Origin of the sequence: Haemophilus parainfluenzae T3T1 (assembly GCF_000210895.1) — a bacterium.
Taxonomy (GTDB): domain Bacteria; phylum Pseudomonadota; class Gammaproteobacteria; order Enterobacterales; family Pasteurellaceae; genus Haemophilus_D; species Haemophilus_D parainfluenzae_A.
In genome coordinates this window covers 1082595-1106709 of sequence record NC_015964.1, presented here as the reverse complement: position 1 = coordinate 1106709, position 24115 = coordinate 1082595, and the positions used below count along the sequence as shown (strand labels likewise).

At 38.6% G+C, this 24115-nt stretch carries 25 protein-coding genes and 1 other annotated feature; of the genes, 6 read left to right on the top strand and 19 right to left on the bottom strand.

From position 1 onward, the window contains the following. Positions 1 to 22: 22 nt before the first annotated feature. The 8 genes from tolA to PARA_RS05535 form a co-directional block, all read right to left on the bottom strand. Positions 23 to 1300, bottom strand: coding sequence for a cell envelope integrity protein TolA (tolA, locus tag PARA_RS05565; RefSeq protein ID WP_014064914.1), 1278 nt, complete (start codon positions 1298 to 1300; stop codon positions 23 to 25). An 18-nt stretch (positions 1301 to 1318) separates the two neighbouring features. After that, positions 1319 to 1738: a colicin uptake protein TolR gene (tolR, locus tag PARA_RS05560; RefSeq protein ID WP_014064913.1), complete on the bottom strand. Its 420-nt coding sequence runs from the start codon at positions 1736 to 1738 to the stop codon at positions 1319 to 1321. 78 nt (positions 1739 to 1816) lie between these two features. Continuing rightward, positions 1817 to 2503, bottom strand: a complete 687-nt coding sequence (gene tolQ, locus PARA_RS05555) for a protein TolQ (protein WP_014064912.1) — start codon at positions 2501 to 2503, stop codon at positions 1817 to 1819. A 20-nt stretch (positions 2504 to 2523) separates the two neighbouring features. Continuing rightward, positions 2524 to 2952: a tol-pal system-associated acyl-CoA thioesterase gene (gene ybgC / locus PARA_RS05550; protein ID WP_014064911.1), complete on the bottom strand. Its 429-nt coding sequence runs from the start codon at positions 2950 to 2952 to the stop codon at positions 2524 to 2526. Between the two features lie 71 nt (positions 2953 to 3023). Then, positions 3024 to 3311, bottom strand: a complete 288-nt coding sequence (ybgE, locus tag PARA_RS05545; RefSeq protein ID WP_014064910.1) for a cyd operon protein YbgE — start codon at positions 3309 to 3311, stop codon at positions 3024 to 3026. A gap of 2 nt (positions 3312 to 3313) precedes the next feature. Continuing rightward, positions 3314 to 3412, bottom strand: coding sequence for a cytochrome bd oxidase small subunit, CydX/CbdX family (locus tag PARA_RS10370; protein ID WP_101494276.1), 99 nt, complete (start codon positions 3410 to 3412; stop codon positions 3314 to 3316). 11 nt (positions 3413 to 3423) lie between these two features. Next, positions 3424 to 4563 carry a cytochrome d ubiquinol oxidase subunit II gene (gene cydB / locus PARA_RS05540; RefSeq protein WP_014064909.1) on the bottom strand — a complete coding sequence of 380 codons (1140 nt, stop codon included), beginning with the start codon at positions 4561 to 4563 and terminating at the stop codon, positions 3424 to 3426. Between the two features lie 14 nt (positions 4564 to 4577). Then, entirely contained in the window at positions 4578 to 6143 is a 1566-nt protein-coding gene (locus PARA_RS05535) for a cytochrome ubiquinol oxidase subunit I (protein ID WP_014064908.1), read from the bottom strand. A 458-nt stretch (positions 6144 to 6601) separates the two neighbouring features. Here PARA_RS05535 and PARA_RS05530 point away from each other — a divergent pair, with 458 nt between their 5' ends. Beyond that, complete coding sequence (locus PARA_RS05530; RefSeq protein WP_014064907.1) at positions 6602 to 6913, top strand: DUF5339 domain-containing protein; 312 nt, start codon at positions 6602 to 6604, stop codon at positions 6911 to 6913. Positions 6914 to 6968: 55 nt separating this feature from the next. Here PARA_RS05530 and ruvB read toward each other — a convergent pair whose 3' ends face one another. The 9 genes from ruvB to aspS form a co-directional block, all read right to left on the bottom strand. Continuing rightward, complete coding sequence (ruvB, locus tag PARA_RS05525; protein WP_041918230.1) at positions 6969 to 7976, bottom strand: Holliday junction branch migration DNA helicase RuvB; 1008 nt, start codon at positions 7974 to 7976, stop codon at positions 6969 to 6971. A gap of 13 nt (positions 7977 to 7989) precedes the next feature. Then, positions 7990 to 8601: a Holliday junction branch migration protein RuvA gene (ruvA, locus tag PARA_RS05520; RefSeq protein WP_014064905.1), complete on the bottom strand. Its 612-nt coding sequence runs from the start codon at positions 8599 to 8601 to the stop codon at positions 7990 to 7992. Between the two features lie 58 nt (positions 8602 to 8659). After that, complete coding sequence (ruvC, locus tag PARA_RS05515) at positions 8660 to 9232, bottom strand: crossover junction endodeoxyribonuclease RuvC (RefSeq protein WP_005697069.1); 573 nt, start codon at positions 9230 to 9232, stop codon at positions 8660 to 8662. A gap of 50 nt (positions 9233 to 9282) precedes the next feature. Continuing rightward, positions 9283 to 9717 carry a hypothetical protein gene (locus PARA_RS05510; RefSeq protein ID WP_005696685.1) on the bottom strand — a complete coding sequence of 145 codons (435 nt, stop codon included), beginning with the start codon at positions 9715 to 9717 and terminating at the stop codon, positions 9283 to 9285. 17 nt (positions 9718 to 9734) lie between these two features. Further along, complete coding sequence (locus tag PARA_RS05505; protein ID WP_005696686.1) at positions 9735 to 10475, bottom strand: YebC/PmpR family DNA-binding transcriptional regulator; 741 nt, start codon at positions 10473 to 10475, stop codon at positions 9735 to 9737. A 47-nt stretch (positions 10476 to 10522) separates the two neighbouring features. After that, a complete protein-coding gene (nudB, locus tag PARA_RS05500) occupies positions 10523 to 10972 on the bottom strand; it encodes a dihydroneopterin triphosphate diphosphatase (RefSeq protein ID WP_014064904.1) in 450 nt (149 codons plus the stop codon). A gap of 110 nt (positions 10973 to 11082) precedes the next feature. Next, a complete protein-coding gene (locus PARA_RS05495; protein WP_014064903.1) occupies positions 11083 to 12351 on the bottom strand; it encodes an NRAMP family divalent metal transporter in 1269 nt (422 codons plus the stop codon). A gap of 331 nt (positions 12352 to 12682) precedes the next feature. Beyond that, complete coding sequence (locus PARA_RS05490; protein WP_041918229.1) at positions 12683 to 13063, bottom strand: hypothetical protein; 381 nt, start codon at positions 13061 to 13063, stop codon at positions 12683 to 12685. 80 nt (positions 13064 to 13143) lie between these two features. Further along, the gene (aspS, locus tag PARA_RS05485; RefSeq protein ID WP_014064901.1) at positions 13144 to 14910 is read right to left on the bottom strand and encodes an aspartate--tRNA ligase; all 1767 of its coding nucleotides are present in this window, start codon (positions 14908 to 14910) and stop codon (positions 13144 to 13146) included. A gap of 184 nt (positions 14911 to 15094) precedes the next feature. On the opposite strand from aspS, the gene cmoA reads away from it, so the two are divergent. Next, positions 15095 to 15820 carry a carboxy-S-adenosyl-L-methionine synthase CmoA gene (cmoA, locus tag PARA_RS05480; protein ID WP_014064900.1) on the top strand — a complete coding sequence of 242 codons (726 nt, stop codon included), beginning with the start codon at positions 15095 to 15097 and terminating at the stop codon, positions 15818 to 15820. Between the two features lie 67 nt (positions 15821 to 15887). Here cmoA and PARA_RS05475 read toward each other — a convergent pair whose 3' ends face one another. Continuing rightward, entirely contained in the window at positions 15888 to 18515 is a 2628-nt protein-coding gene (locus PARA_RS05475; RefSeq protein ID WP_014064899.1) for a GDYXXLXY domain-containing protein, read from the bottom strand. 165 nt (positions 18516 to 18680) lie between these two features. After that, a complete protein-coding gene (locus PARA_RS05470) occupies positions 18681 to 20390 on the bottom strand; it encodes a pectate lyase family protein (protein ID WP_014064898.1) in 1710 nt (569 codons plus the stop codon). A 245-nt stretch (positions 20391 to 20635) separates the two neighbouring features. Here PARA_RS05470 and gloA point away from each other — a divergent pair, with 245 nt between their 5' ends. The 4 genes from gloA (at position 20636) to priC (ending at position 24064) form a co-directional block, all read left to right on the top strand. Further along, the gene (gene gloA, locus PARA_RS05465) at positions 20636 to 21043 is read left to right on the top strand and encodes a lactoylglutathione lyase (protein ID WP_014064897.1); all 408 of its coding nucleotides are present in this window, start codon (positions 20636 to 20638) and stop codon (positions 21041 to 21043) included. 10 nt (positions 21044 to 21053) lie between these two features. Further along, entirely contained in the window at positions 21054 to 21743 is a 690-nt protein-coding gene (gene rnt, locus PARA_RS05460; protein WP_014064896.1) for a ribonuclease T, read from the top strand. A 116-nt stretch (positions 21744 to 21859) separates the two neighbouring features. Continuing rightward, positions 21860 to 21987, top strand: a sequence feature (His leader region). Positions 21988 to 22090: 103 nt separating this feature from the next. After that, positions 22091 to 23443: a Na+/H+ antiporter family protein gene (locus PARA_RS05455; protein WP_014064895.1), complete on the top strand. Its 1353-nt coding sequence runs from the start codon at positions 22091 to 22093 to the stop codon at positions 23441 to 23443. 39 nt (positions 23444 to 23482) lie between these two features. Next, complete coding sequence (gene priC, locus PARA_RS05450) at positions 23483 to 24064, top strand: primosomal replication protein PriC (protein ID WP_014064894.1); 582 nt, start codon at positions 23483 to 23485, stop codon at positions 24062 to 24064. Positions 24065 to 24115 lie beyond the last annotated feature (51 nt).

Sequence of the window (24115 nt, the reverse complement as noted above, 5' to 3'; positions counted from 1 at the left end):
GTTGTTATTTTCCTAAAACCGATTATCGAGCATTGATATCAAAATCGATAGCCGGCGCTTTATATTTCTCATACACTGCATCAGATGGTGCCGCTGGAACTTTTTTCGTTCTTGCTACCGCACTCATTGCCGCAGTACAGATGTCATCAGGTCCAGAAACTCGTTGGTAAGCTAAAATAGTACCATCTCGACCGAGTTGAATTTTAATGCGGCAAACTTTACCGGCAAAACTTGGATCTTTTAAGAAGCGGCGTTGAATTTCACGCTTAATTACACCTGCATATTGGTCACCAACCTTGCCACCGTCTCCAGCCCCAAGTCCCGCACCACTACCTTGTGTACCGCCTTTATTCGCATTGCCACCTTTAGATGCGCTACCACCACCGATGTCACCACCGTTCATGAAATCATCTAAAGCTGCTTGATCCGCTTTACGTTTTGCTGCATCAGCTTTGGCTTTCGCATCAGCCTTCGCTTTAGCTTCTGCATCCGCTTTAGCTTTTGCTTCTGCTTTGGCTTTTGCTTCAGCCTCTGCTTTCGCTTTTGCATCAGCCTCTGCTTTCGCTTTTGCATCAGCTTCTGCCTTAGCTTTTGCTTTAGCGTCTGCTTCTGCTTTCGCTTTGGCGTCTGCCTCAGCTTTTGCCTTCGCTTTTGCTTCAGCCTCTGCTTTAGCCTTCGCCTCAGCCTTGGCTTTAGCATCTGCTTCTGCTTTTTCTTTCGCTTTTTGAGCTTCAGCTTGTGCCTTCGCTTTTGCCTCTTCTTCAGCCTGTTTAGCGGCTGCCGCTAAACGTTTCGCCTCAGCTTCCGCTTTCAACTTCGCTGCCTCTGCAGCTTGTTTTGCTTTTGCTTCTTCAGCTTGTTTCTGTTTTTCTAACGCCTCTTGACGAGCAAGCTCTTGTTGCTGTTTTTGCTTTTGCTTTTCAATTTCTTGCTGCTTTTGTTTTTCAAGTTCTTTTTGACGTTGAATTTCCTGCTGACGCTTAATCTCTTCTTGTTTCGCAATTTCTTGCTGATTTGGTTCAGGTTCAGGCTCTGTTTTTTTCTCTTCAACTACAGGCTCTGGTTTCTTCTGTTTATCAGTTTGACCTTTTTTCTGTTGTTGAATACGTCCCCATTCCTGTGCTGCGCTGCCAGTATCGACCATCACAGCTCCCATGGCATCACCTTCACCTTCTCCACCACCCATTATTTCAACGGTTTGATAAAGAGAGCTCCAAATCAACAAACCAAACAATGCAAGGTGCATCGCAATAGAGATGACAAACTCATTTGCACGTTTTTTTCGTCGATTATTCTGCACGGTTTTACCTACTTATTCTTAAATTGGGTTGGTCATTAAACCCACAGACTTAATGCCGGCAAGATGTAGTAAATTCAGTGCTTTAATCACTTCTTCATAAGGTACATCTTTTGCTCCGCCCACTAAGAACATTGTGTTATTGTCTTTATCAAATTCTTGTTTTGATAATTGGGTTACCATTTCTTCGTTAAGGCCTTCTTGGCGTTGACCACCAATCGAAATCGAATACTGCCCAATACCTGCTACTTCTAAAATAACCGGTGTTTTATCTTCATTTGATACATTTTGACTTTGCACCGAATCAGGGAGTTCTACTTGAACGCTCTGACTGATAATCGGCGCGGTTGCCATAAAAATTAACACTAAAACTAAAAGAACATCGAGAAATGGCACGATGTTAATTTCAGATTTAATGTCTTTACGCTGACGACGAGCCATAATTTCCTCTAAAACTTCGCTAAAACCCACCGCACTTTTCGTTTTATTTATTAAGTGCGGTCAATTTTTCATTTATTTTTAATGGGGCGCTTTACCAAAAGCTTGACGATGTAAAATTGTAGTAAATTCATCAATAAAGTTACCATAATTTTGTTCAATCGCATTTACACGTAAGCTTAAACGGTTATACGCCATTACAGCTGGAATCGCCGCAAACAAACCAATTGCAGTTGCGATCAAGGCTTCTGCGATACCTGGAGCAACCATTTGTAATGTCGCTTGTTTCGCACCACTTAATGCCATAAATGCGTGCATGATCCCCCAAACGGTACCAAATAAACCGATATATGGACTAACAGAAGCTACTGTTGCTAAGAAAGGTACACGACTTTCAAGCGCTTCTACTTCACGATTCATCGCAAGGTTCATCGCACGAGTCGTACCTTTGATGATTGCTTCTGGCGCATTCGCGTTCACTTGTTTTAAGCGAGAGAATTCTTTAAAGCCGACAAAGAAAATTTGTTCGCTACCGGTTAATACTTCACGACGATTAGATAAACCATCATAAAGTTTATTTAAATCTTCACCAGACCAGAAACGATCTTCAAAAGTGTTCGCTTCTTTTAACGCAGTCGTCAAAATACGGCTACGTTGAATGATGATTGCCCAAGAAATAATTGAGAACGAAATTAAGATCACAATTACAAGTTGAACAACGATACTCGCTTTTAGAAAAAGATCTAAAAAGTTCAATTCTGCAGTCATTGCATACTCCGAAAAGTTATTTACTTTAAAAATGCCGCTTTTAATTCTTCAGGAATTGCGACAGGTTTCATTTTGCCTAGATCAACACAGGCTACCTTAACAGTAGCCTTTGATAACACCACCGTCTCACGAACTAACCGCTGTTCAAAGAGGATTGTCGCCCCTTTCACTGCCGTTATTTCAGTTTCGACAATAAGATAATCATCCAATTTTGCCGGAATACAATAGTCAATAGACATGGTTTTGACCACAAAAGCGACTTGTTGTTCCTGCAATAATGATTGTTGGGAAAAATTAAGCGTTCTTAAATATTCAGTTCGCGCACGTTCAAAGAAATGTAAGTAACGTGCGTGATACACTACTCCGCCTGCATCCGTGTCCTCATAATAAACACGAACCGGAAAGGTAAAACATTGGTTATTCAAAATAATGCTCAAATTATCAGCCATAACAAGCCGCTTATTTTAGAACCTGTTCATTAGATGTGCAAGCTCCAAATAATAATATTTGTCTATCGTTCTTATAAAAACCAATGCTGAACAATAGCAATTATTGTGGTGAAATAACCAATAAATGGCAAGAAAACGAGCTGCCATATTGCTCGGCGAATATCGAATCCGATACCGTGGATCCACAAATTAATCAATCCCCAAAAAATCGCAAGAATCCAAGCTGGATGTGCAGTACGAAGTGCGGTCGAAAATTGATTTAAATTTAAAAAGAAAGCCGCGGTTAAAAATAACGCTAAAATAAACGAAAGGGTTCGCAAGGAACCCTTATTACTTAATTGATAGAGTGAATTAATCATCATTACTCGTCAAATTTACCTGACTTTTCTTTGCCAATGGTTAATTTAGCACTCACCATAACTGCAGCCAACACACCCACTACCCAAATTACATATAACATATTGTTTCTCCTTAGTATAATGAGTTTTTGTTGTCTTCAACAAAGCTTTCATCCAAGCGACCAAACATTTTGTAGTATGACCAAATGGTGTAAAGCAATGAGATGGTAACAAATACTAATGCCAAGTAGAACATTAAGGTTAATGTTAATTCACTTGACGTTGCATCCCACATTAACAAGCTTTGTTCTGGATGAGTACTTGAAGGCATTACAAATGGGAACATTGATACTGCCGCAGTGATGATCACACCAGCCATGGTTAATACAGAGAAGAAGAACGCAAAACCACAACGATTTGCTTTAGATGCAACCACATTCAATAACGCACCAACCACAGCTAATACTGGGAATGCCCATAAAGCTGGATTTTCATTGAAGTTTTTGAACCATGCACCTGCCTCAACTGCCACTTGTTTACCTGAAGCTGGCGCTGATGCTGCAAAGTGATCAATCGTGCTAGTCACCACATAACCGTCTTTGAAAGAAAGCCACACACCTGCAAGCACAAAAGTAATTAATGTCACTAATGCACCGATTTGTGTAATTGCTCTTGCGCGATCACGCAATGCAGCAGTGGTTTTCATTTGTAACCAGTTTGCACCGTGAGTCACTAACATTGCAAGGCTTAACACGCCACAAAGTAATGCGAATGGGTTTAATAATGCAAAGAAAGAACCGGTGTAAGTTGCTTGTGAAAGCTCGTTTAATTCGAATGGTACACCTTGTAATAAATTACCAAATGCCACACCGAATACTAATGCAGGTACAAAACCACCCGCAAATAAGCCCCAATCCCACACAGCGCGCCATGTTGGATTATCAATTTTCGCACGATATTCAAAACCAATTGGACGGAAGAATAACGCAGCTAACACAAGGAATAAGGCAATATAGAAGCCTGAAAACGCTACAGAATAAACAATCGGCCATGCCGCGAAGATTGCACCACCAGCAGTTAATAACCAAACTTGGTTACCATCCCAGTGTGGCGCAATAGAGTTAATCATAATACGTCTTTCTACTTCTTTCTTACCTGCTACGGGTAAAAGTGCGGTCACGCCCATATCGAATCCATCTGTTACAGAGAAACCGATAAGCAATACAACAACTAGCACCCACCAAATAATACGTAGAATTTCATAATCAAGCATAATCCATCTCCTGCTTATTTAGATGATTGCTCAAAATAGTATTTGCCGGTTTTCAATGCACTTGGACCTAAACGTGCATATTTAAACATCAAATACATTTCCGCAATGATGAAGAAGAAGTAAAGTACACAAATTAAACCGATAGAGAACCATAAATCACCTACACTCAAGTTAGAGGCAGACACACCTACCGGTAATACTTCATAAATCGCCCATGGTTGACGACCAAATTCAGCTAAGAACCAACCAAATTCAATCGCTAAGATTGGCAATGGGATACCCCAAAGCAATGCTTTAAGTAATAAGCGAGAAGAAGTGACTTTGTTACGTAAATTTTGAACAAATGCACCAAAGGTCAGTAAAATAATTAAACCACCTGCCGCTAACATACCACGGAACGCCCAGAAGTTAGGACCTACGTTTGGAATAGTATCACGTGCTGCTTGTTTAATTTGTTCATCCGTTGCATCTACAACTTTATCTGTGTAACGTTTTAATAATAAACCGAAACCTAAATCACCTTTGACTTCATCAAATTTTGCTTTAGTTTCTGGATTTACTTGGCCTGCTGATTTTTTCTCTGCTTTTAATTGTGTGAATAAATCATAAGCAACCATACCGTTACGAACACGACCCTCATTTTTTGCTTGAATTTCTTTTAAACCAACGATTTCAGTGTCTAAAGAACGCGTTGCAATTAAACCACCTAAATATGGGATTTCAATCGCAAAATCATTTTTCATTTCTGCAGTATTTGGAATCGCCACTGGGTGGAATGGGGCTGGTGCAGGATGAGTTTCAAACTCAGCTTCCATTGCAGCTAATTTCACAGGTTGTGCTTTACCGATGTCGTAACCTGATTCATCACCCATAATTAATACTGCTGATGCCGCGATAAAGCCAAAGGTTGCCGCTACAGAGAATGAACGTTTAGCAAAACCAATATCACGGCCTTTTAATAAATAGAATGCACTAATACCTAATACAAACATTGCACCAGTTGAATAACCTGCTGTTAATGTATGTAAGAATTTACTTTGCGCAACTGGGTTTAACCAAAGATCTAAGAAGCTGGTCATCTCCATACGAACGGTTTCAAAGTTAAATTCTGCCGCTACTGGATGTTGCATCCAACCATTTGCCACTAAAATCCACATTGCAGAAAGGTTTGAACCAAAAGCTACGCAGTAAGTTGCGAGTAAGTGTTTACCTTTAGTTAAACGATCCCAACCGAAGAAGAATAGACCCACGAAAGTGGATTCTAAGAAGAATGCAAGTAATGCTTCGATCGCTAATGGTGCACCGAAAATATCACCTACATAGTGAGAATAATAAGACCAGTTTGTCCCGAATTGGAACTCCATAATAATACCGGTCGTTACCCCTAGAGCAAAGTTAATACCAAATAACTTACCCCAGAATTTAGTCATATCTTTATATACTTCTTTGCCCGTTTTAACATAAATGGTTTCCATGATCACAAGAACGAAAGATAAACCTAATGTTAATGGTACAAAAATGAAGTGATATAACGCAGTTAACGCAAACTGCAAGCGTGAGAGATCAACAACGTCTAACATCTCAACTCCTTGTATAAATCTACAAGATTTTCACTTTATGATTACCAAGGACAATCCCAAATAATCACCCCAAACTACTCAACAAAAATCGTTAAGAAACATTGAATTATTTACGTAATAATTGCCTTTTCTATTCTCAAAACAGAATGCGGTAACCGATTACAATATAAACATTCAAAATTTTGCCATATTCTACTACTATTTATGAGGATAAAAAACAGAAAAAACCGTTATCTTGATCACATTTTTTGATATAAGTTACAAAATACCCTATTTTGCATAACAATGACAAAATTGATCCACATCAAATTTGATGTTTTTTACTCAAAATGAAAAAATTTATCTATCACAAGGAAACTTTATTCAAAAGAAATGGACAAAATAATCACTAGACAGGGCTGCAAGATTTTGCTATTTTTTAGCCTAATAATATTTGGAGAGATTTGTAGGGATTTACAATGAAAAAAATTTGCGTAATTTTCACCGCACTTTTCGGTTCTATGGCATTATCTACCACCGCAGCACCTCTTACAGAAAACAAAGCTGCTCTTCCACAACAATGTACACTGTTATTTAAAGAAACAGAAAATTTGATTGCCCAAGCAGAAAAACAGCCAGGCACTCATACTCAAGTAGGTAAAATCAAAAGCAAACTTAATCAAAGCAAACAGCAAATTCTTGAGATGGAATTAGCGACTCAACAAAAAAGCTGTGATGTAGGTTTAGCAAGATTAAATAGCATGAAGAGCTATACTGAAGAAACTAACTAAGCAGGTTTCAAGAAGAAAGGACATATTGATATCAATATGTCCTTTTTTATATCCCTTATTCTGACGGCTTCTGAAGTCCGAAGTGTCGATAAGTTAACGAAGTTGCAATTCGACCTCGAGGCGTACGTTGTAAAAATCCCTGTTGAATCAAATAAGGTTCTAAAACATCCTCGATAGTATCTCGTTCTTCACCTATTGCAGCGGCTAAGTTATCTAATCCAACTGGCCCACCATCAAAACGTTCAATCACAGCGGTAAGCAATTTTCTATCTAAGTAATCAAAGCCTGCATCATCTACATCTAACATTGAAAGCGCTTGTTTCGCAATGTCTGCCGAAATAATGCCATCATTACGCACATCAGCAAAATCTCGAACGCGACGCAATAAACGGTTTGCAATGCGAGGCGTGCCACGTGAACGACGCGCCACTTCAAAAGCCGCTTTATCTTCTAATTCTAGATTTAAGCAAGAGGCACTTCTTGTCACAATAGAAGTTAAATCTTCAACGGAATAAAATTCTAAACGCTGAACAATACCAAAACGATCACGTAGTGGCGAAGTTAAAGAACCCGCTCGAGTTGTTGCACCAATTAATGTAAAAGGTGGTAAATCCAATTTAATCGAACGTGCGGCCGGGCCTTCGCCGATCATAATGTCCAGCTGATAATCTTCCATTGCTGGATAAAGCACTTCTTCAATCGCAGGGGAAAGACGGTGAATTTCATCAATAAACAACACATCATGGGGTTCAAGATTTGTCAGCATTGCCGCTAAATCTCCCGCTTTTTCAAGAACAGGACCCGATGTTGTGCGAATATTTACACCCATTTCATTCGCGACAATATTAGCTAGCGTCGTTTTTCCTAAACCTGGAGGGCCGAAGATCAAAAGATGATCTAAGGCATCTTGCCGCAATTTTGCCGCCTTAATGAAAATATCCATCTGCTCTCGCACTTGTGGCTGCCCCACATAGTCCGCTAAAAGCTTTGGACGAATCGCACGATCGATGACATCTTCATCCATCTTTGCCTGACTGCTAATAATTCTATCTGCTTCGATCATATCTGTTTAATCTTTATAATGCGGCTTTTAAGGCTTCGCGAATTAATTGCTCACTACTTAAATCCGCTTTAGCCACTTTTTTCACCATTTTTTCAGCGTCGGTTGGTTTATAACCTAACGCAATCAATGCAGCAATCGCTTCATCAGCTGAGCTTTCAGCTTGACGTAATTCTGAAGTTGAAGGAATGTGTTTGCTCTCCACGAAGAAATCACTTTGGCGAACATCCTTAAACTTCCCTTTTAACTCTACTAATAAACGTTCGGCCGTTTTCTTGCCCACACCAGGAATTTTAACTAATTTTGACAGTTCTTCTCGTTCAATAGCATAAGCAAACTGATCTACTGACATTGCAGATAAAATCGCGAGTGCCAATTTAGGACCAACACCATTGGTTTTAATTAATTCACGGAATAAAGTGCGGTCAGTTTTTTGGGCAAATCCAAAAAGAAGATGAGCATCTTCACGCACAACAAGATGAGTAAATAATGTGGTTTCTTGCCCGATTTCAGGTAAGTCATAAAAACTGGTCATTGGTAACAATAATTCGTAACCGACGCCTTGTACATCAAGCAAAATTTCAGGAGGTTGTTTTTCTAATAAGATGCCTTTTAAACGACCGATCATAAGATTTCCATGTAAAAAAATTTTGCATAGAATAAAATAAAACTGGATATTAATCCAGTTAAATTTTTAATCTAAATCGACCTCGGCTGTACCTTGTTTTTAAAAGTGCGGTCATTTTTTCGTGTGTTTCTGTCGTTTTGACCGAGCCAGCAATATGCAAAGAATGTTGAATGGTATGAGCATGAGTGATCGCAATGGCCAAAGCATCTGCCGCATCTGCTTGTGGTTTATCTGAGAGCTTCAAAATTCGTGTCACCATGTCTTGAACTTGAACTTTATCTGCTGAACCAATCCCAACGACAGTCTGTTTCACCAAACGAGCCGCATATTCAAATACGGGTAAATCATGGTTTACTGCCGCCACAATCGCCGTACCACGTGCTTGCCCCAGTTTTAAAGCTGAATCCGCATTTTTAGCCATAAACACTTGTTCAATGGCAAACATATCGGGCTGAAATTGTGTGATAATTTCTGTCACACCGGCATAAATTCGTTTTAAGCGTGTAGGTAAATCTTCTACCTGTGTGCGGATTGCTCCACTGCCGAGATATTCTAAATGGCGACCATTTTGTCTAATCACACCATAGCCCGTTACACGAGAACCTGGGTCAATGCCTAAAATAATACTCATAAACTCTCAAAAATAAACGGCCGGTCAATGCCGGCCGTTTTTAGCGTTAATTATTGGTTTGCTTTTGCAGTTGCTTTTGCATCTACATCACAGTTTTTCACAACAATTTTATCTGCTTTTTTGCCTTTGATTAAAAGATTTACTGGCGCAACAGAATCAAATTTATCTAAAGTTAAACCACTATCTACGTTCCAAACATATTTGCCTGAAGTAAATGAAGTGAAGTCTTTTTGAGCTGCATCACGAGCGAAATCTTTCGCAACAACTTTGTTGCCTACCATTACCATTGCCGCTGTTGGCTCTTGGTTTTCAAATTGATAAACTGCAGTTACAGTTTTCTTGTTACAAGTATAAACTACTGTTTTATCCGTTACAGTAGGTGCTGCAGCTTGCTCTGCTTTGTTTTCTACTTTTGGTGCTTCGCTTGCACAAGCTGATAAGACAACAAGAGCAGCCATTGCAGGTAATACTTTAGCTAATTTCATTCTAAATCTCCTTAAAATTACAGCTGAGCTGCAACTTCATCACTAATTTCACCGTTATGATATACGTTTTGTACATCGTCACAGTCTTCTAACATGTCAATTAAACGCAACAATTTAGGCGCAGTTTCAAGATCAAGATCAACTGTTGTTGATGGAATCATTGTCACTTCTGCGTTATCAATTTTAAATCCTGCTGCTTCGATTGCATCGCGCACAGAACCTAAATCTTCCCACGCAGTATAGATTTCGAATGAACCATCATCTTGTGGTTGAACATCATCCGCACCGGCTTCAATTGCCGCTTCCATTAACGCATCTTCTTCACCTTCGCTAATTAAAATCAAGCCTTTTTTGCTGAATAAATAGCCCACAGAACCTTCAGTCCCTAAGTTACCACCACATTTAGTGAAACTTGGGCGAACCTGTGAAATGGTTCGATTTGCGTTGTCACTTAGACACTCAACCATCACAGCAGTTCCACCCGGACCATAACCTTCGTAAATTCTTGTTTCCATATTGGTATCATCACCACCGCCCACACCGCGTTCAATCGCACGGTTAATGGTGTCGCGAGTCATGTTGCTTGATAAGGCTTTATCTACTGCCGCACGTAAACGCGGGTTCGCACCGACATCACCGCCACCAATTTTTGCAGCGGTTACTAATTCACGAATTAATTTTGTAAAAATTTTACCGCGTTGCGCATCTTGTGCTGCTTTACGGTGTTTAATATTTGCCCATTTACTATGGCCTGCCATGTTGTTTTCCTTCTTATCTTAAAAACGTTTGTAAATTATACCCTCTTCTATAGAGGAAAGCTGTTCATCAAATATTTTTTGATGGCCTCGGCATTATTCGGCGATTTTGTCATTTGGATCGCTTGTTCAGGTAAAACCCATTGATACGTCAAATGCTCACTTAATATCGGCTCAAATTCCTGCTCAACTGCCAATAAAAACCAATGTTCATGACAGTGAGTCACATTCGGTGCGTATTTATAGCGGAAATGCGGGAAAATTTCAAATTCTATGCTCTCTTTGCAATCAAAAAGTGCGGTCGAATTTTCTTCTATTTTTAATCCTACTTCTTCCCAAACCTCTCGAATTGCTGTTTCTCTTGGTGTTTCATTAGTTTCCAATGTCCCCGTAACAGATTGCCAAAAAGTAAGATCATCTTGGCGCTGAAGCATAAGAACACGATGTGTGTTTTCCGCATAAATTACCACGAGAACCGATTGATTATTTTTATATTTCAAGCTCGTTATCTACATAATTGAGAATGGGCAGCATCATACCTTTTCTACTAAAAACTTTCAAAAAAATTACCGCACTTTAAAACTAAAGTGCGGTAATTATCTCAATTATTTTAGTTTAACCAGCCAGCTTGTTGGGCGATAAATAATCCAGCAAAGGCTGTTAAGTAGAATAAACCAATAAGGGATAACCACAATAATCCGCCTTTTACACTGTGTTTCGCGTGCTTAGTCAGAGATAAATTCAACCAAGCAAAGATTGGTGCAGAAACAAATGAAGCAATCATCGCGAATTTTAACATTGGGCCTACTGCATTATTAAAGTAGAAAATAATCGCTAAACCAGATAACGCTGCAAAAATCATACCGATATTAAGAATTCTCACAGAGCTTTCTTGTTTGCCAAATAAGATACGCAAAGATTCAACATTAGTACGAGAATAGCCATCAATTACTGTAATCGTTGTACCAAACATACACATAAACGCAATTACGGCAATTAATAAGCGAGACCATTCACCAATAGTACTTGCATACATATTGATAAGTTGTGCGATATATTTTCCACCTACCATCTCTACGGTTTCTGGAGAACCATATTGTACCAATGCACCAAGCGCTAAGAATACGACAGCTAAAATTGCTGTACCGATATACCCCACATTGAAGTCAAATAAACCATCTTCATAAGATACTTTCGTTAGACGACGTTTTGCCACCACCCACATAGAGTTAACAGCAGAAATTTCAATTGGTGCAGGCATCCAGCCCATTAATGCAACTAAAAATGCTAACTTGCTTAATTCCCATGGTGAAGGCGCTACAAAATCAGGTGTAGCCACGCCATTGATACCATTACGCATAAAAGCAATCACGACAGCGCTCACGGTTGTCACCGTTAAAGCAATCATGATGATTTTCGATAAACTATCTAATAAACGATATTTACCCAACAATAAAATGCCGGTTGTCACAAGAATCACTAATGAGCTTAATACTGGCATTGGTAGAGGAATTGGCGTAATGAAGGTTAAAATTGCGGCTGTTAATAATCCTACTGCAGCAGTATTAATCACCGTAGCAAAAACGTTTAAAGCAAGGAATAACCAAAGATAGAATTTCCCTTTTTGACGGTAACCTTCTAACAAGGTATTACCCGTATCTAGGGTATATTGAACACCGAAACGGAAGAAAGGATATTTAAATAAGTTAGCAAGAATAACAATACTCACTAATTCCCAACCATAGATCGCACCCGCTTGGGTAGATGCAATAATATGTGAACCGCCAACAGCTGCTGATGCCATCACGATGCCCGGACCTAAGGCAGAGAATTTACTCGCCCACGTTGATTTTTCTACTGGAGTTGAAACTTCACTCATAAAATGTTCTCTTATAAATTGACCATAAACTGAAAAAGGCCTTATTTATAATAGAATTTTATCCTTGAGTAAAGTAAATAAAATCCACTTAAAAGCGCAGGTGAAAAATAAAAATCTAATTATTTTAATATTTCAGAATATAACTCTAAAACAAATAAATTTCCCCAGTATTCATACCAAAAAACGGATGTCTTTAAGTGAATAAAATTTTTTCAATAAAAAGAAAGTGCGGTCAAAATCAGTTGAATTTTTGACCGCACTTATATCACATTAGCTCATACTAGATACTAGATACTAAAAACTAGAATAGTCATGAGAAACAAGTCCCCCTCTACTCTGGCACTTTTGAAGTTTGAGTAAAATATTTATTTACACTTGGTCGATAGAGAATTAATCCAAACACAACTAAGCGAACGACTGAGCCAATAAATAAAGTTGAGTCAAGACCGTAGCTAATCCAGCTCCACACAATATATAAAAGAGCTGATATTATAAATAAGATCCGACCACTATTTTGCCCTTCAAGCAATTTAATACCTGTAAGAAAAATTAATACACCCAGAACAAAATTTATTAGGTATAGTCTCAAAATCTGATCGAAACTTAAACTAAATGTTTCTTCAAATAATGAAAAAAGTAGGGAAAAGCAACCACTAGCTCCCCCCAGTATGTATAACCAAGCAATCACACTTACAGATATTGGGCGTTCCATTTTATACCTTGCAATAACACCTATAACTTAATAAACCAAAAAATCGACCGTAAAACTACGGTCGATTTTAAAAACAGAAACTACTCAGCTTTAGTCACTGCGATACTCAGCTCAGCTAATGCCTGCGGATTCGCAAAACTTGGTGCCTCTGTCATTAAACAAGCTGCTGCCGTTGTTTTCGGGAATGCAATCACATCACGGATATTTTCAGTGCCAGTTAAAAGCATCGTTAAACGGTCTAAACCAAACGCTAAACCTGCATGTGGCGGTGTACCGAATTTTAATGCATCTAACAAGAAGCCGAATTTCTCGCGTTGTTCTTGCTCATTGATACCAAGAATGCGGAATACGGTTTGTTGCATTTTTGGATCGAAAATACGCACGGAACCACCACCTACTTCATAGCCGTTAATCACCATATCGTAAGCATTTGCTACCGCACTTGTCGGATCTGCTTCTAATTGCTCTGGGCTGAAATCTTTTGGTGAAGTGAATGGGTGGTGCATTGCTGCGAGATTACCCTCTTCATCACGTTCAAACATTGGGAAATCAATCACCCAAAGCGGTTGCCATTCGTCTAAACGAGTTAAACCAAGATCTCGACCTAATTTCAAACGTAATGCGCCCATTGCATCCGTGGTAGTTTGCCACTTGTCTGCACCGAAGAATAAGATATCGCCAGTTTGAACTTTCACACGTTCAGCTAAAGCTTTCCATACCTCTTCATTTAAGAATTTCGCGATCGGGCTTTGTACGCCTTCAAGACCAGCATTGATATCATTTACTTTCGCCCAAGCTAAACCTTTTGCACCGTAAATGCCAACAAATTGTGTATATTCATCAATTTGTTTACGAGTGATTTCAGTACCATTTGGTACACGAATGACTGCCACACGGCCGTTTGGATTATTTGCAGGCTCATTAAATACTTTAAATTCAACGTCTTTAACGATATCAGCCACATCGACTAATTCAAGCGGGTTACGCAAATCCGGTTTATCTGAGCCAAAACGAGTCATCGCTTCTTGCCAGGTCATTTGCGGGAATTTACCTAAATCCACACCAATGATGTTTTGCCATAAACCGTGTACCATGCGTTCCATGATCTCACGTACTTCTGGCGCAGTTAAGAAAGAGGTTTCCACATCGATTTGAGTAAATTCAGGCTGACGATCTGCACGTAAATCTTCATCACGGAAACATTTCACGATTTGATAATAACGATCAAAACCAGACATCATTAAAAGCTGTTTGAAAAGCTGTGGTGATTGTGGCAATGCATAGAATTTGCCTTTATGTACACGGCTTGGCACTAAATAGTCACGCGCACCCTCTGGTGTTGCTTTGGTAAGCATTGGGGTCTCGATATCAAGGAAACCATTGTCATCCATAAAGCGACGCACAAAGCTGGTGATTTTTGCACGAGTTTTTAAACGTTGAGCCATTTCTGGACGACGTAAATCTAAATAACGATATTTTAAGCGTTGTTCTTCTGTGTTGTTTTGGTTGAAGTCTAGTGGTAAAGCGTCAGAAGCATTGTAAATGCGTAATTCTTTCGCCAATACTTCTACTTCGCCTGTCGCCATATTTTTATTAACTTGATTATCAGGACGCGCGATTACTTCACCTTTAATTTGAATACAAAATTCATTACGTAAGCCTGAAGCTGCAGTTAACGCTTCTTGATATTTCGGATCAAAACAAACTTGCACGATACCATCACGATCACGCATATCGATAAAAATTAAACCGCCTAAATCGCGACGACGATGAACCCAACCGCTTAATGTTACTTCTTGTCCAATATGGTTGCGGTTTAATGCACCGCAATAATATGTACGCATCATTTCTGTATTCCTTTCATTTTTCTAAAAATGGATAATTAACGCGTTGATTATACGGAAAAAGACGGGGCATTTAAATTGAAAAGCGAAATTTATTTGATCCTTTAAAAACTTTCACTAAAATGACCGCAGTTTTTTGCATTTTATCTAACTAAATGCTCTCTCAAGACAACAATAGAACTCAAGAATGATGAAAGATACAATTTTTGCCGCCCCGATTGAAAAACTGGGCGATTTTACTTTTGATGAAAGCGTGGCGGAAGTTTTTCCCGATATGATTCAACGCTCGATTCCGGGCTACTCCAACATTATCACGGCGATTGGTATGTTGGCTGAACGTTTTGTGACGGCTGACAGCCAAGTCTATGATTTAGGCTGTTCACGCGGTGCGGCAGCTCTTTCTATGCGACGTAATATTAAACAACCTAATGTGAAAATTATGGGTGTCGATAATTCTTTGCCAATGGTGGAACGCTGCCGCCAGCACGTTGCGGCTTATCATAGTGATGTGCCCGTAGAAATTCTTTGCGATGATATTCGTCAAATTGAAATTAAGAACGCCTCAATGGTTGTGCTCAACTTCACATTGCAATTTTTACCACCAGAAGATCGTGTAGCCTTGCTCACCAAAATCTACCAAGGTTTAAACCCAAATGGTGTATTGGTGCTTTCTGAAAAATTCCGTTTTGAAGATGAAAAAGTGAATGAGTTGCTTATTGACCTCCACCACCAATTCAAACGTGCTAACGGTTACAGTGAACTTGAAGTAAGCCAAAAACGCACCGCACTTGAAAATGTAATGCGTACTGACTCGATTGACATCCACAAAGAGCGGTTAAAAAACATTGGATTTTCACACGTCGAATTATGGTTCCAATGTTTTAACTTTGGATCGATGATTGCGGTGAAATAATCATAACCTAATCAATCATCTAAAAAATAAGGGCGTATCAAATACGCCCTTATTTGTCACCAATGCTTTATAGCCCTTTTAAATCCTTATCTAATAAACGAGCTAGCAACAAAATACCGTCTTTAAAGCGATATTCTGCATATTCCGCTTGTGCATAATATTCACCTTTCCCTTCCGCAAAGAAATAATCTTGGCTTGGTAATTCAGGAAGCCAACCTTTATAACGAATTGGCAAATAAACATTTGGTGTGCAATGTTTAAAATCTGTTGGTATCTCTGATTGCTCCTCACAAAATGTCGCAACATGATTTTTATCAAGATGAACAAGGATATACGCTTTTTTTCCCGAAGGACTTGATTCATCTATACCAATGGTTTCATTCGCTTCACCGGCATCAATAGACTCATTGCTTTCAAGGGATTCATTCGATTCAGATAAAAACTGACTTTGCTGAATCTCAGATAAAATAGCATAATTCAATACCATATAATCGCCTTGCATCAATGAACGAGGATCCACTGGGGCGATTTTTAAGACAACAGGCTTACCGGTAGCCAGCACATCTTCAAATTGCTGCACTTTATAGTTCACCGCCCCCAATAACGCAATCACAAAGACACCAACAAGCCAAATCGGTGCTTTAAAAACAGAATGGTTTTCGACCGCACTTTGTGAAGGCGTTTTATAACGAGCATGCAAGAATAAAGTAACAATCGCAAAAATAACGGCAAAGCTCACTAACAATGCTCCTTTATAGAGCAATGGGATGCTCAATTGGTAATAGAACCCACCTAAATAAACAACAAAGGCAAATACCAAAAGGCCGAAGAACGCACGACTGTCTGTCCAATAAACGAGCAATAATAATGCTGTTAAATATAAAATGGCGGGTATTCCAACAAAGCCTAATGCAAACAAGCTTAATGCCAATAAAATTAGCACTGCTTCCGTGTGTTTGGATTCACTATGCTTATTCATTAGTGCATAGACAATTAACGGTAATGCACAGATAAGCAGATATAAGATATGGCTAACATCAAACTGAAAGTGTGTCCAAAATTGTCTACTTAAAACTTGCAATACATTATCAAGATTCATCGTGTCTGCTGACATGACATCACTTGAAATATCTGTATCAATAAGACCATAATCTACCCAAGGAAGCGCCATATACGACGGCATAGAGATCCATAGAGAGAATAATACGGTTCCCCAAGCAATAGGCTTTAAATGAATTCGCGCTGATTGATTAGGTCGCATGACCCAATAAAAGAGTGCAATCGAAATCAGTAGCTGAATTTTATTAAACCATGCGTTATTAAACCATATGTCATTCAAGCTGTAATTATGGAAATATAGATTATAGGAAATTTGCCAAAAAACGAGAAGCTGGGTAACCAGAAGAATTCTCACTAAAGAATTCGGCATCAATTTGTAGCTAACGATAATAATGACTGTAAAAATCAGTACGGAGATAAAGATAGCGAAATTTGAATCCTCGCTAAATTCATATCCTAATAAAAGAAAAAAATCATCAAATTTAACAAGCAAATAGAATCCTAAAAAACTGTTTGCGATTAGAAAAAATAAACCTGCTAAAATTGTAGCGTATTCATTTTTATCTTTATTTAAGGTAATCGACCAAGCTATACCAAATAAAAGAATACCAACAATGAATGCACTAGACGCATCTAAACCTAAAGAAAAAAATAACCAAACGCCTATCGTCACTAGTGCTATTAATAAAGCTATCATCCATAGTATTGAAATCGCCCAATGGAATTTCTTATTATTTGGATATTCTTGTTTATAGAGTTTCACTAACCACTTGATTGCCATGACAGTGAAAATAAAGCCAATCAATCCTAAAACCACCCCCTCTTCTACACCACGAATCAAAAGAGATGCCAAAAAGCAATAAGCGCCAAGCAAGGCTATGACTGAAATAATTAAATTAATAAAATCAAAGCGATATTTGTGATATACATAAAGTGTGATTAAGGCAGGAATAGCAATTAGCAAAGAACTGAGTGGTGAACGACCAAGCTCACCCCAAGCATAAGCATAAAAGTACACATCATAAATTACTATTAAACCGAATAAACTGGCAAAAGTCAGTACTAGAAATACTTTGGGTAAAATGCGCCAATGTTGGTCATGAAAAGCTTTACTGAATAATTCCGATATCACAAGTAATCCAGCATTAATCAGCACGGCATAACACATTGAGTTATAAGCGTTTTGTTCATTAAATAGATAAAACGCAACATTGGCGGTGGCGGCAAATAATAATGCAGAGGCCACATTCGGAAATAATAATAAAAATGGAAGTTGGCAAAGTGTCCAAACTGCAAATAACTGCCATACATCAGCCCCCGTTTGATAGGTTTGGCCAACTAAGGCAAATAAACCGCCAATCAAGACAGAAACAACAAAAAAGATACTATATGTCTTCCACTTTAATTTTTCTGTGGCTTGTCGACGACTCTCTCGAATAAAGCAATAAATACCTAATACCACTGTCACCACAAGCAATGTTTGTAAGCCATAAATTTTGGCTAAATCAGAAAAATAATCTAAATTAGCTGCAATTAACGTGACTACTCCACTCGTTAAAAATCCGACGGTTAATAATAAAAACAGTAAATTTAAATAACGTTGCCAAGAAAGATTAAAAAGGCCAGTTGTATTCATTCATTTTTTCCTTTTTATAAAAAGATCAGTATTATCTTAGCATAATAGTAGGGTAAATAAACACAAAAAGAAATGTGGCTAAATAATACAATTTAGCCACATTTTAATTTAGGTAAAACTAATATTTATTACGCTGCATTCGACTTATGGAATGAGATAGCTCAATTATTTCCCCGTATAATTATCTATTAACGCTTCCAATGCAGGAATTGGTGCCGAGTTATTATCTTCTACAGCATTATCAAACTTAAATTTTAACGAACCATGATTAAGACGACCAGCACCATAATAGCCTGTTACGCGTTCAGGCACCATAGATGTTGCATCTGGTGTATAGGAATACATTAACGATGAAGTCGTATCAAAATTGTTATAAGTATTACCTCCGTTGAGTGATACTACCGAAGATGGTACTTTCTCATCACGAGAAGTTGCTTGGAAGAAATCAAAGCTTTTATTGTTAGCTGCATAGGTAATTGGAGAATAACTTTCTGCTGTTCCCTTCTCTGCAAAAATACTTCCATATTCTTTTATCATACCGCCTGCTTCACCAGAGAATTTACCTGCACCATTTGCATCATTACCTTGTCGAGAAATCAAAATAGGCTCTTTCGTTGCCCGGAAATAGTTATTTTCAGAAAATACGCTCGATCCCATCGTTGCACCAATACCATACTTAGCACAACCATCATAGAAATTGTTCCACATATGTACACTCATTGTGCGAACTCGAGCATGACGAGAATCACTGTGGTCAAACCAATTATGATGATAGGTAATGTAATTCGGTCCAGACTCACTCTTCATTCCAGCCATACTTGTTTTTCCTGTATCCCAGAAATGACAATGATCAATTGTAACGAATTTAGAATTTGTCTTCACATCAATGGCGCCATCACCTTTCGCATGATCACCACTTCCAGATTTGCCATAAAAGACATCAATATGGTGAATCCAAATATTAGAATTATCAGTATCAAGTGATATGCCATCATCCATCGCTCGCATAATTCCTAAATTGCGAAACTCGACACTCTTAGCATTTCTGACTAAGAAACCAAAACCATAGATAGTAGCATCTTCTCCAATACCTTCGATGGTAATGTTCATTTCGCTATCAGCTTTCTTTCCTTTAATTTGAATGCCTTCAGAGCTACTTCCAAAGGTATCTGTATCGCCATTTTTTATTAAACCCAGAACTCTCACTACCAATGGCGTAGTAATATTACCTTTCTGATAAGCATTGAGAATAGATTGAAGTCCAGTAAAGGAGCCATTACCTAAATGAGCAGTGACAGTCTTCGCATTGTCTTTATTCACATAAATCACTACTGCATTGGATTTCAGCGAGCCGTCATCGTTATAAGCTCCAACTCCAGAGAAGCCTTTATGGGCAAAACCTTCTCGACTGTAATTTTTCACTTGTAGAGCTGTTACTTCACTAAACAAGGTTTCAACCCCTCCTTTTATCGCCACCACTTTTAATGAATAGCTACCCGCCTTAAGTCCTGGAATATCTGCTCTCATATATCCACTATATGCACGTATCAATTCAGCATCAATAGGCATGTAATCCGTATATTGTCCGCCTTTGATATAAACACGATAGGAATCTACTCCTTCTAAAGGCATCCACTTAACATAAACACTTTCTAACCATCCTTTCGCTTCAATAATACTTACGCCATTGTCAGCAACGTTAGAACTAGCACTGTTATTAGTACTTTGACCATTCGTTGCAAATAAATTTACGGGATGTTCAACATTCGAGTGAGCCTTATTTACTGAAGGTGATGAACTATCATTCAATGATTGTGCCCAAATAGACATACTCGTACATGCAAGAAGCACTGAGAGTAAAATATTTTTTTTCATATAAATACCCATATTTACTTTAGTTTGACTTAATAGTGATATCTATGAGCTATTTTTCTTATTACAAAGATAACCATATTTTACAATTCGGCATCACTATCGATATTTGTCAGATTATGCCTATAATTTCACCAAAATAGAAGTATAAAAAAATATTTTTCTTGAATCTAAATTTTAAGTTCCATTCGCGCCAAATCGCATTCTATGGCATAATTTAGCAAACACAATTAAAGAAGGAAAACAACATGAAAATTTTACACACGATGCTTCGAGTAGGTGATTTAGACCGCTCTATTAAATTTTATCAAGATGTTTTAGGTATGCGTTTATTACGCACAAGTGAAAACCCTGAGTATAAATATACGCTTGCTTTTTTAGGTTACGAAGATGGCGAAAGCGCTGCAGAAATTGAATTAACATACAACTGGGGCGTAACGGAATATGATCTTGGTAATGCTTACGGGCATATTGCTATTGGTGTAGATGATATTTACGCGACTTGTGAAGCAGTACGTGCTAATGGCGGTAAAGTGACTCGCGAAGCCGGCCCTGTTAAAGGTGGCACAACTGTGATTGCATTCGTTGAAGATCCAGATGGTTATAAGATCGAATTTATCGAAAACAAAAGTGCAAAATCAGCTTTAGGGAATTAAGGAATACATTGTGTCAGATACACCTGAAATTCCTTATCATCACCAATTAAAAAATCGCTTCCGTGGCTACTTTCCTGTCATTATTGATGTGGAAACGGCTGGGTTTGATGCAAAAAAAGATGCACTTTTAGAGCTTGCAGCTATCACCTTAAAAATGGATGAGAATGGCAATTTGCAACCTGATCAAAAATGCCATTTTCATATTGAACCATTTGAGGGGGCGAATATTAATCCCGAATCTCTCAAATTCAATGGGATTGATATTCACAATCCATTGCGTGGTGCCGTATCTGAATTAGATGCGATCACGGGATTGTTCCAAATGGTACGTCGTGGACAAAAGGATGCGGAATGTCAGCGTTCTATCATCGTGGCTCATAACGCGGCTTTTGACCAAAGTTTCGTGATGGCGGCGGCTGAACGCACAGGTGTAAAACGCAATCCATTCCACCCTTTTGGGATGTTTGATACAGCAACGCTTGCCGGTTTTATGTTTGGGCAAACGGTGCTCGTCAAAGCATGCCAAGCGGCAAAAATTCCTTTTGACGGCAAACAAGCACACTCTGCGCTATATGATACTGAACGTACGGCGGAATTATTTTGCTATATGGTCAATCACTTAAAAGATCTAGGTGGATTTCCCCATATTGCTCGAACAGATGAAGCGGAAAAAACAGCTGAAAATCAGACCGCACTTTAATTTTTAAAATTTTTTAGAAAAAAACTTGCAATCGTTTTCGCTTTACCGTATTTTAAAAGGTAATTCAATTTAGTTATCTAAATAAGAGAGTTTCCAATGAACTTTATCCTTCGTCACCATCATCGCCATTCAACTGAATAATCTTTCAGGCTGTTGGCGTGCTTGGAAGATTTCTTCCGAGCTGACAAGATAAAGATCAAAAAAATCTTACCCCTCGGAAGGCAACTTTCGAGGGGTTTTGTTTTATTATTAATTTACAGGAGTTTATTACTATGCGACATTTAACCTTAAATCAATTTTCTCTTATGCGACCTTTTTCTTTTAATTAATCAATAAGGAACAACAATATGTTATCGAATCCCGTTGTTATTTCAATTGTCGTGCTACTGGCGTTAAGCTTGCTGCGCGTAAACGTGGTTATCGCACTTGTGATTTCCGCTCTGACTGCAGGCTTATGTGGTGACTTAGGTCTAGGAAAAACCATTGAAGCCTTTACTGGAGGCTTAGGTGGGGGTGCTGAAGTGGCAATGAACTATGCCATGTTAGGTGCGTTTGCCATTGCGATTTCAAAATCTGGCATCACTGATTTGCTTGCTTACAAAATCATTACCCGAATGAATAAAACACCAACCGGCAAAAATTTAGCTTGGTTTAAATATACGCTACTGAGCATTTTACTTTTATTCGCCATTTCATCCCAAAACTTACTCCCAGTGCACATTGCGTTTATCCCGATTGTTGTGCCACCGTTACTTTCTATTTTTAACCGTTTAAAAATCGACCGTCGTGCAGTTGCTTGTATTATTACCTTCGGTTTAACGGCAACCTATATGATCTTACCGGTTGGTTTCGGGAAAATCTTTATTGAAAGCGTTTTAGTTAAAAATATCAATCTTGCTGGTGCACCACTCGGTTTACAAACCAGTGTTGGTGAAGTTTCTTTTGCTATGCTTATCCCTGTTATTGGTATGATTCTTGGTTTACTCACTGCTGTGTTTGTTACCTATCGCAAACCACGCGAGTATGTTGTAACAACGACTGAACCAACTACAACTGAAATTGAACAGCACATTGCGAACATTAAACCTATTCAAATTACTGCAAGTGCGGTCGCCATTGTCGCCACTTTTGCCACACAGCTTTTCACAAGCTCTACGATTATTGGTGGTTTAGTCGGTTTAACAATTTTCGGTGTATTCGGTATCTTCAAACTCAAGGAAAGTAACGATATTTTCCAACAAGGTTTACGCTTAATGGCGATGATCGGCTTTGTTATGATTGCTGCTTCTGGTTTCGCCAATGTGATTAATACCACAAGCGGTGTGAAAGAGTTAGTTGATGCACTTTCAACCGGTGCGATTCAAAGTAAAGGCGTTGCGGCATTCTTAATGTTACTCGTTGGATTATTGATTACCATGGGTATTGGTTCTTCTTTCTCAACTGTACCAATTATCACCTCAATTTATGTACCACTTTGTCTCTCTTTTGGTTTCTCACCACTTGCGACAGTCGCTATCGTAGGTGTAGCAGCAGCATTAGGAGATGCGGGTTCACCGGCTTCTGACTCAACACTTGGCCCAACATCCGGTTTGAATATAGATGGTAAACACGACCACATTTGGGATTCTGTTGTGCCAACCTTTATTCACTACAATATCCCACTATTAGCGTTCGGTTGGATTGCAGCCATGACCCTTTAATCGTTATAATCCCTGCATTCATTATGCGGGGATTTTTTTATGTCTATTCAATCATTACTCAATACGCTCGAACAAAAAGTACAGCAACTGACTCACGCCTATCAAGCTGACTCTGATAAAAAAATCAACGCTAAATTTAACCGCACTTTATTTACTGAAGATTTTGAAACTGTCGGTTTTTATCTCAAAGAAATCCAGCAAAGCTTAACGAAGCTATGCAGCCTTCCCCATCAAAATGAAGAACAAATTGTATTTATGGTTGAACACCTTTTAGGGCAATGTACCGCCTTGGCTGAAGCCATGAATCGCAAACATAAAAAGCACATTCAGCCGAAAACAACGGAAGCTCAAGTGGCAAGTAACAAATCACAACATAGCATTCATCGTCTTCCGCCAAGAGAGCGTTTAGAGAAGTATTATGAAGCCTTACAGCAACTCACGGAAAAATACGAAGAAGCTAAAGCACAAGCGAATACGGCTCAAACAGATATTCAACGAGATGTACATAAGCAAACAGCCGCAATTTATTTAACGCGTCGTCAAAAATGTTTAGAAGCCATTGAGACCTTAGAAGAATACCTTGCCTTCAAAGAAGCACAAGAAAGTGCGGTCAAGAAATAAGATTTTTTTTGAAATAAACTGAAAAGCAAAAATCCCTAAATCTTTCGACTT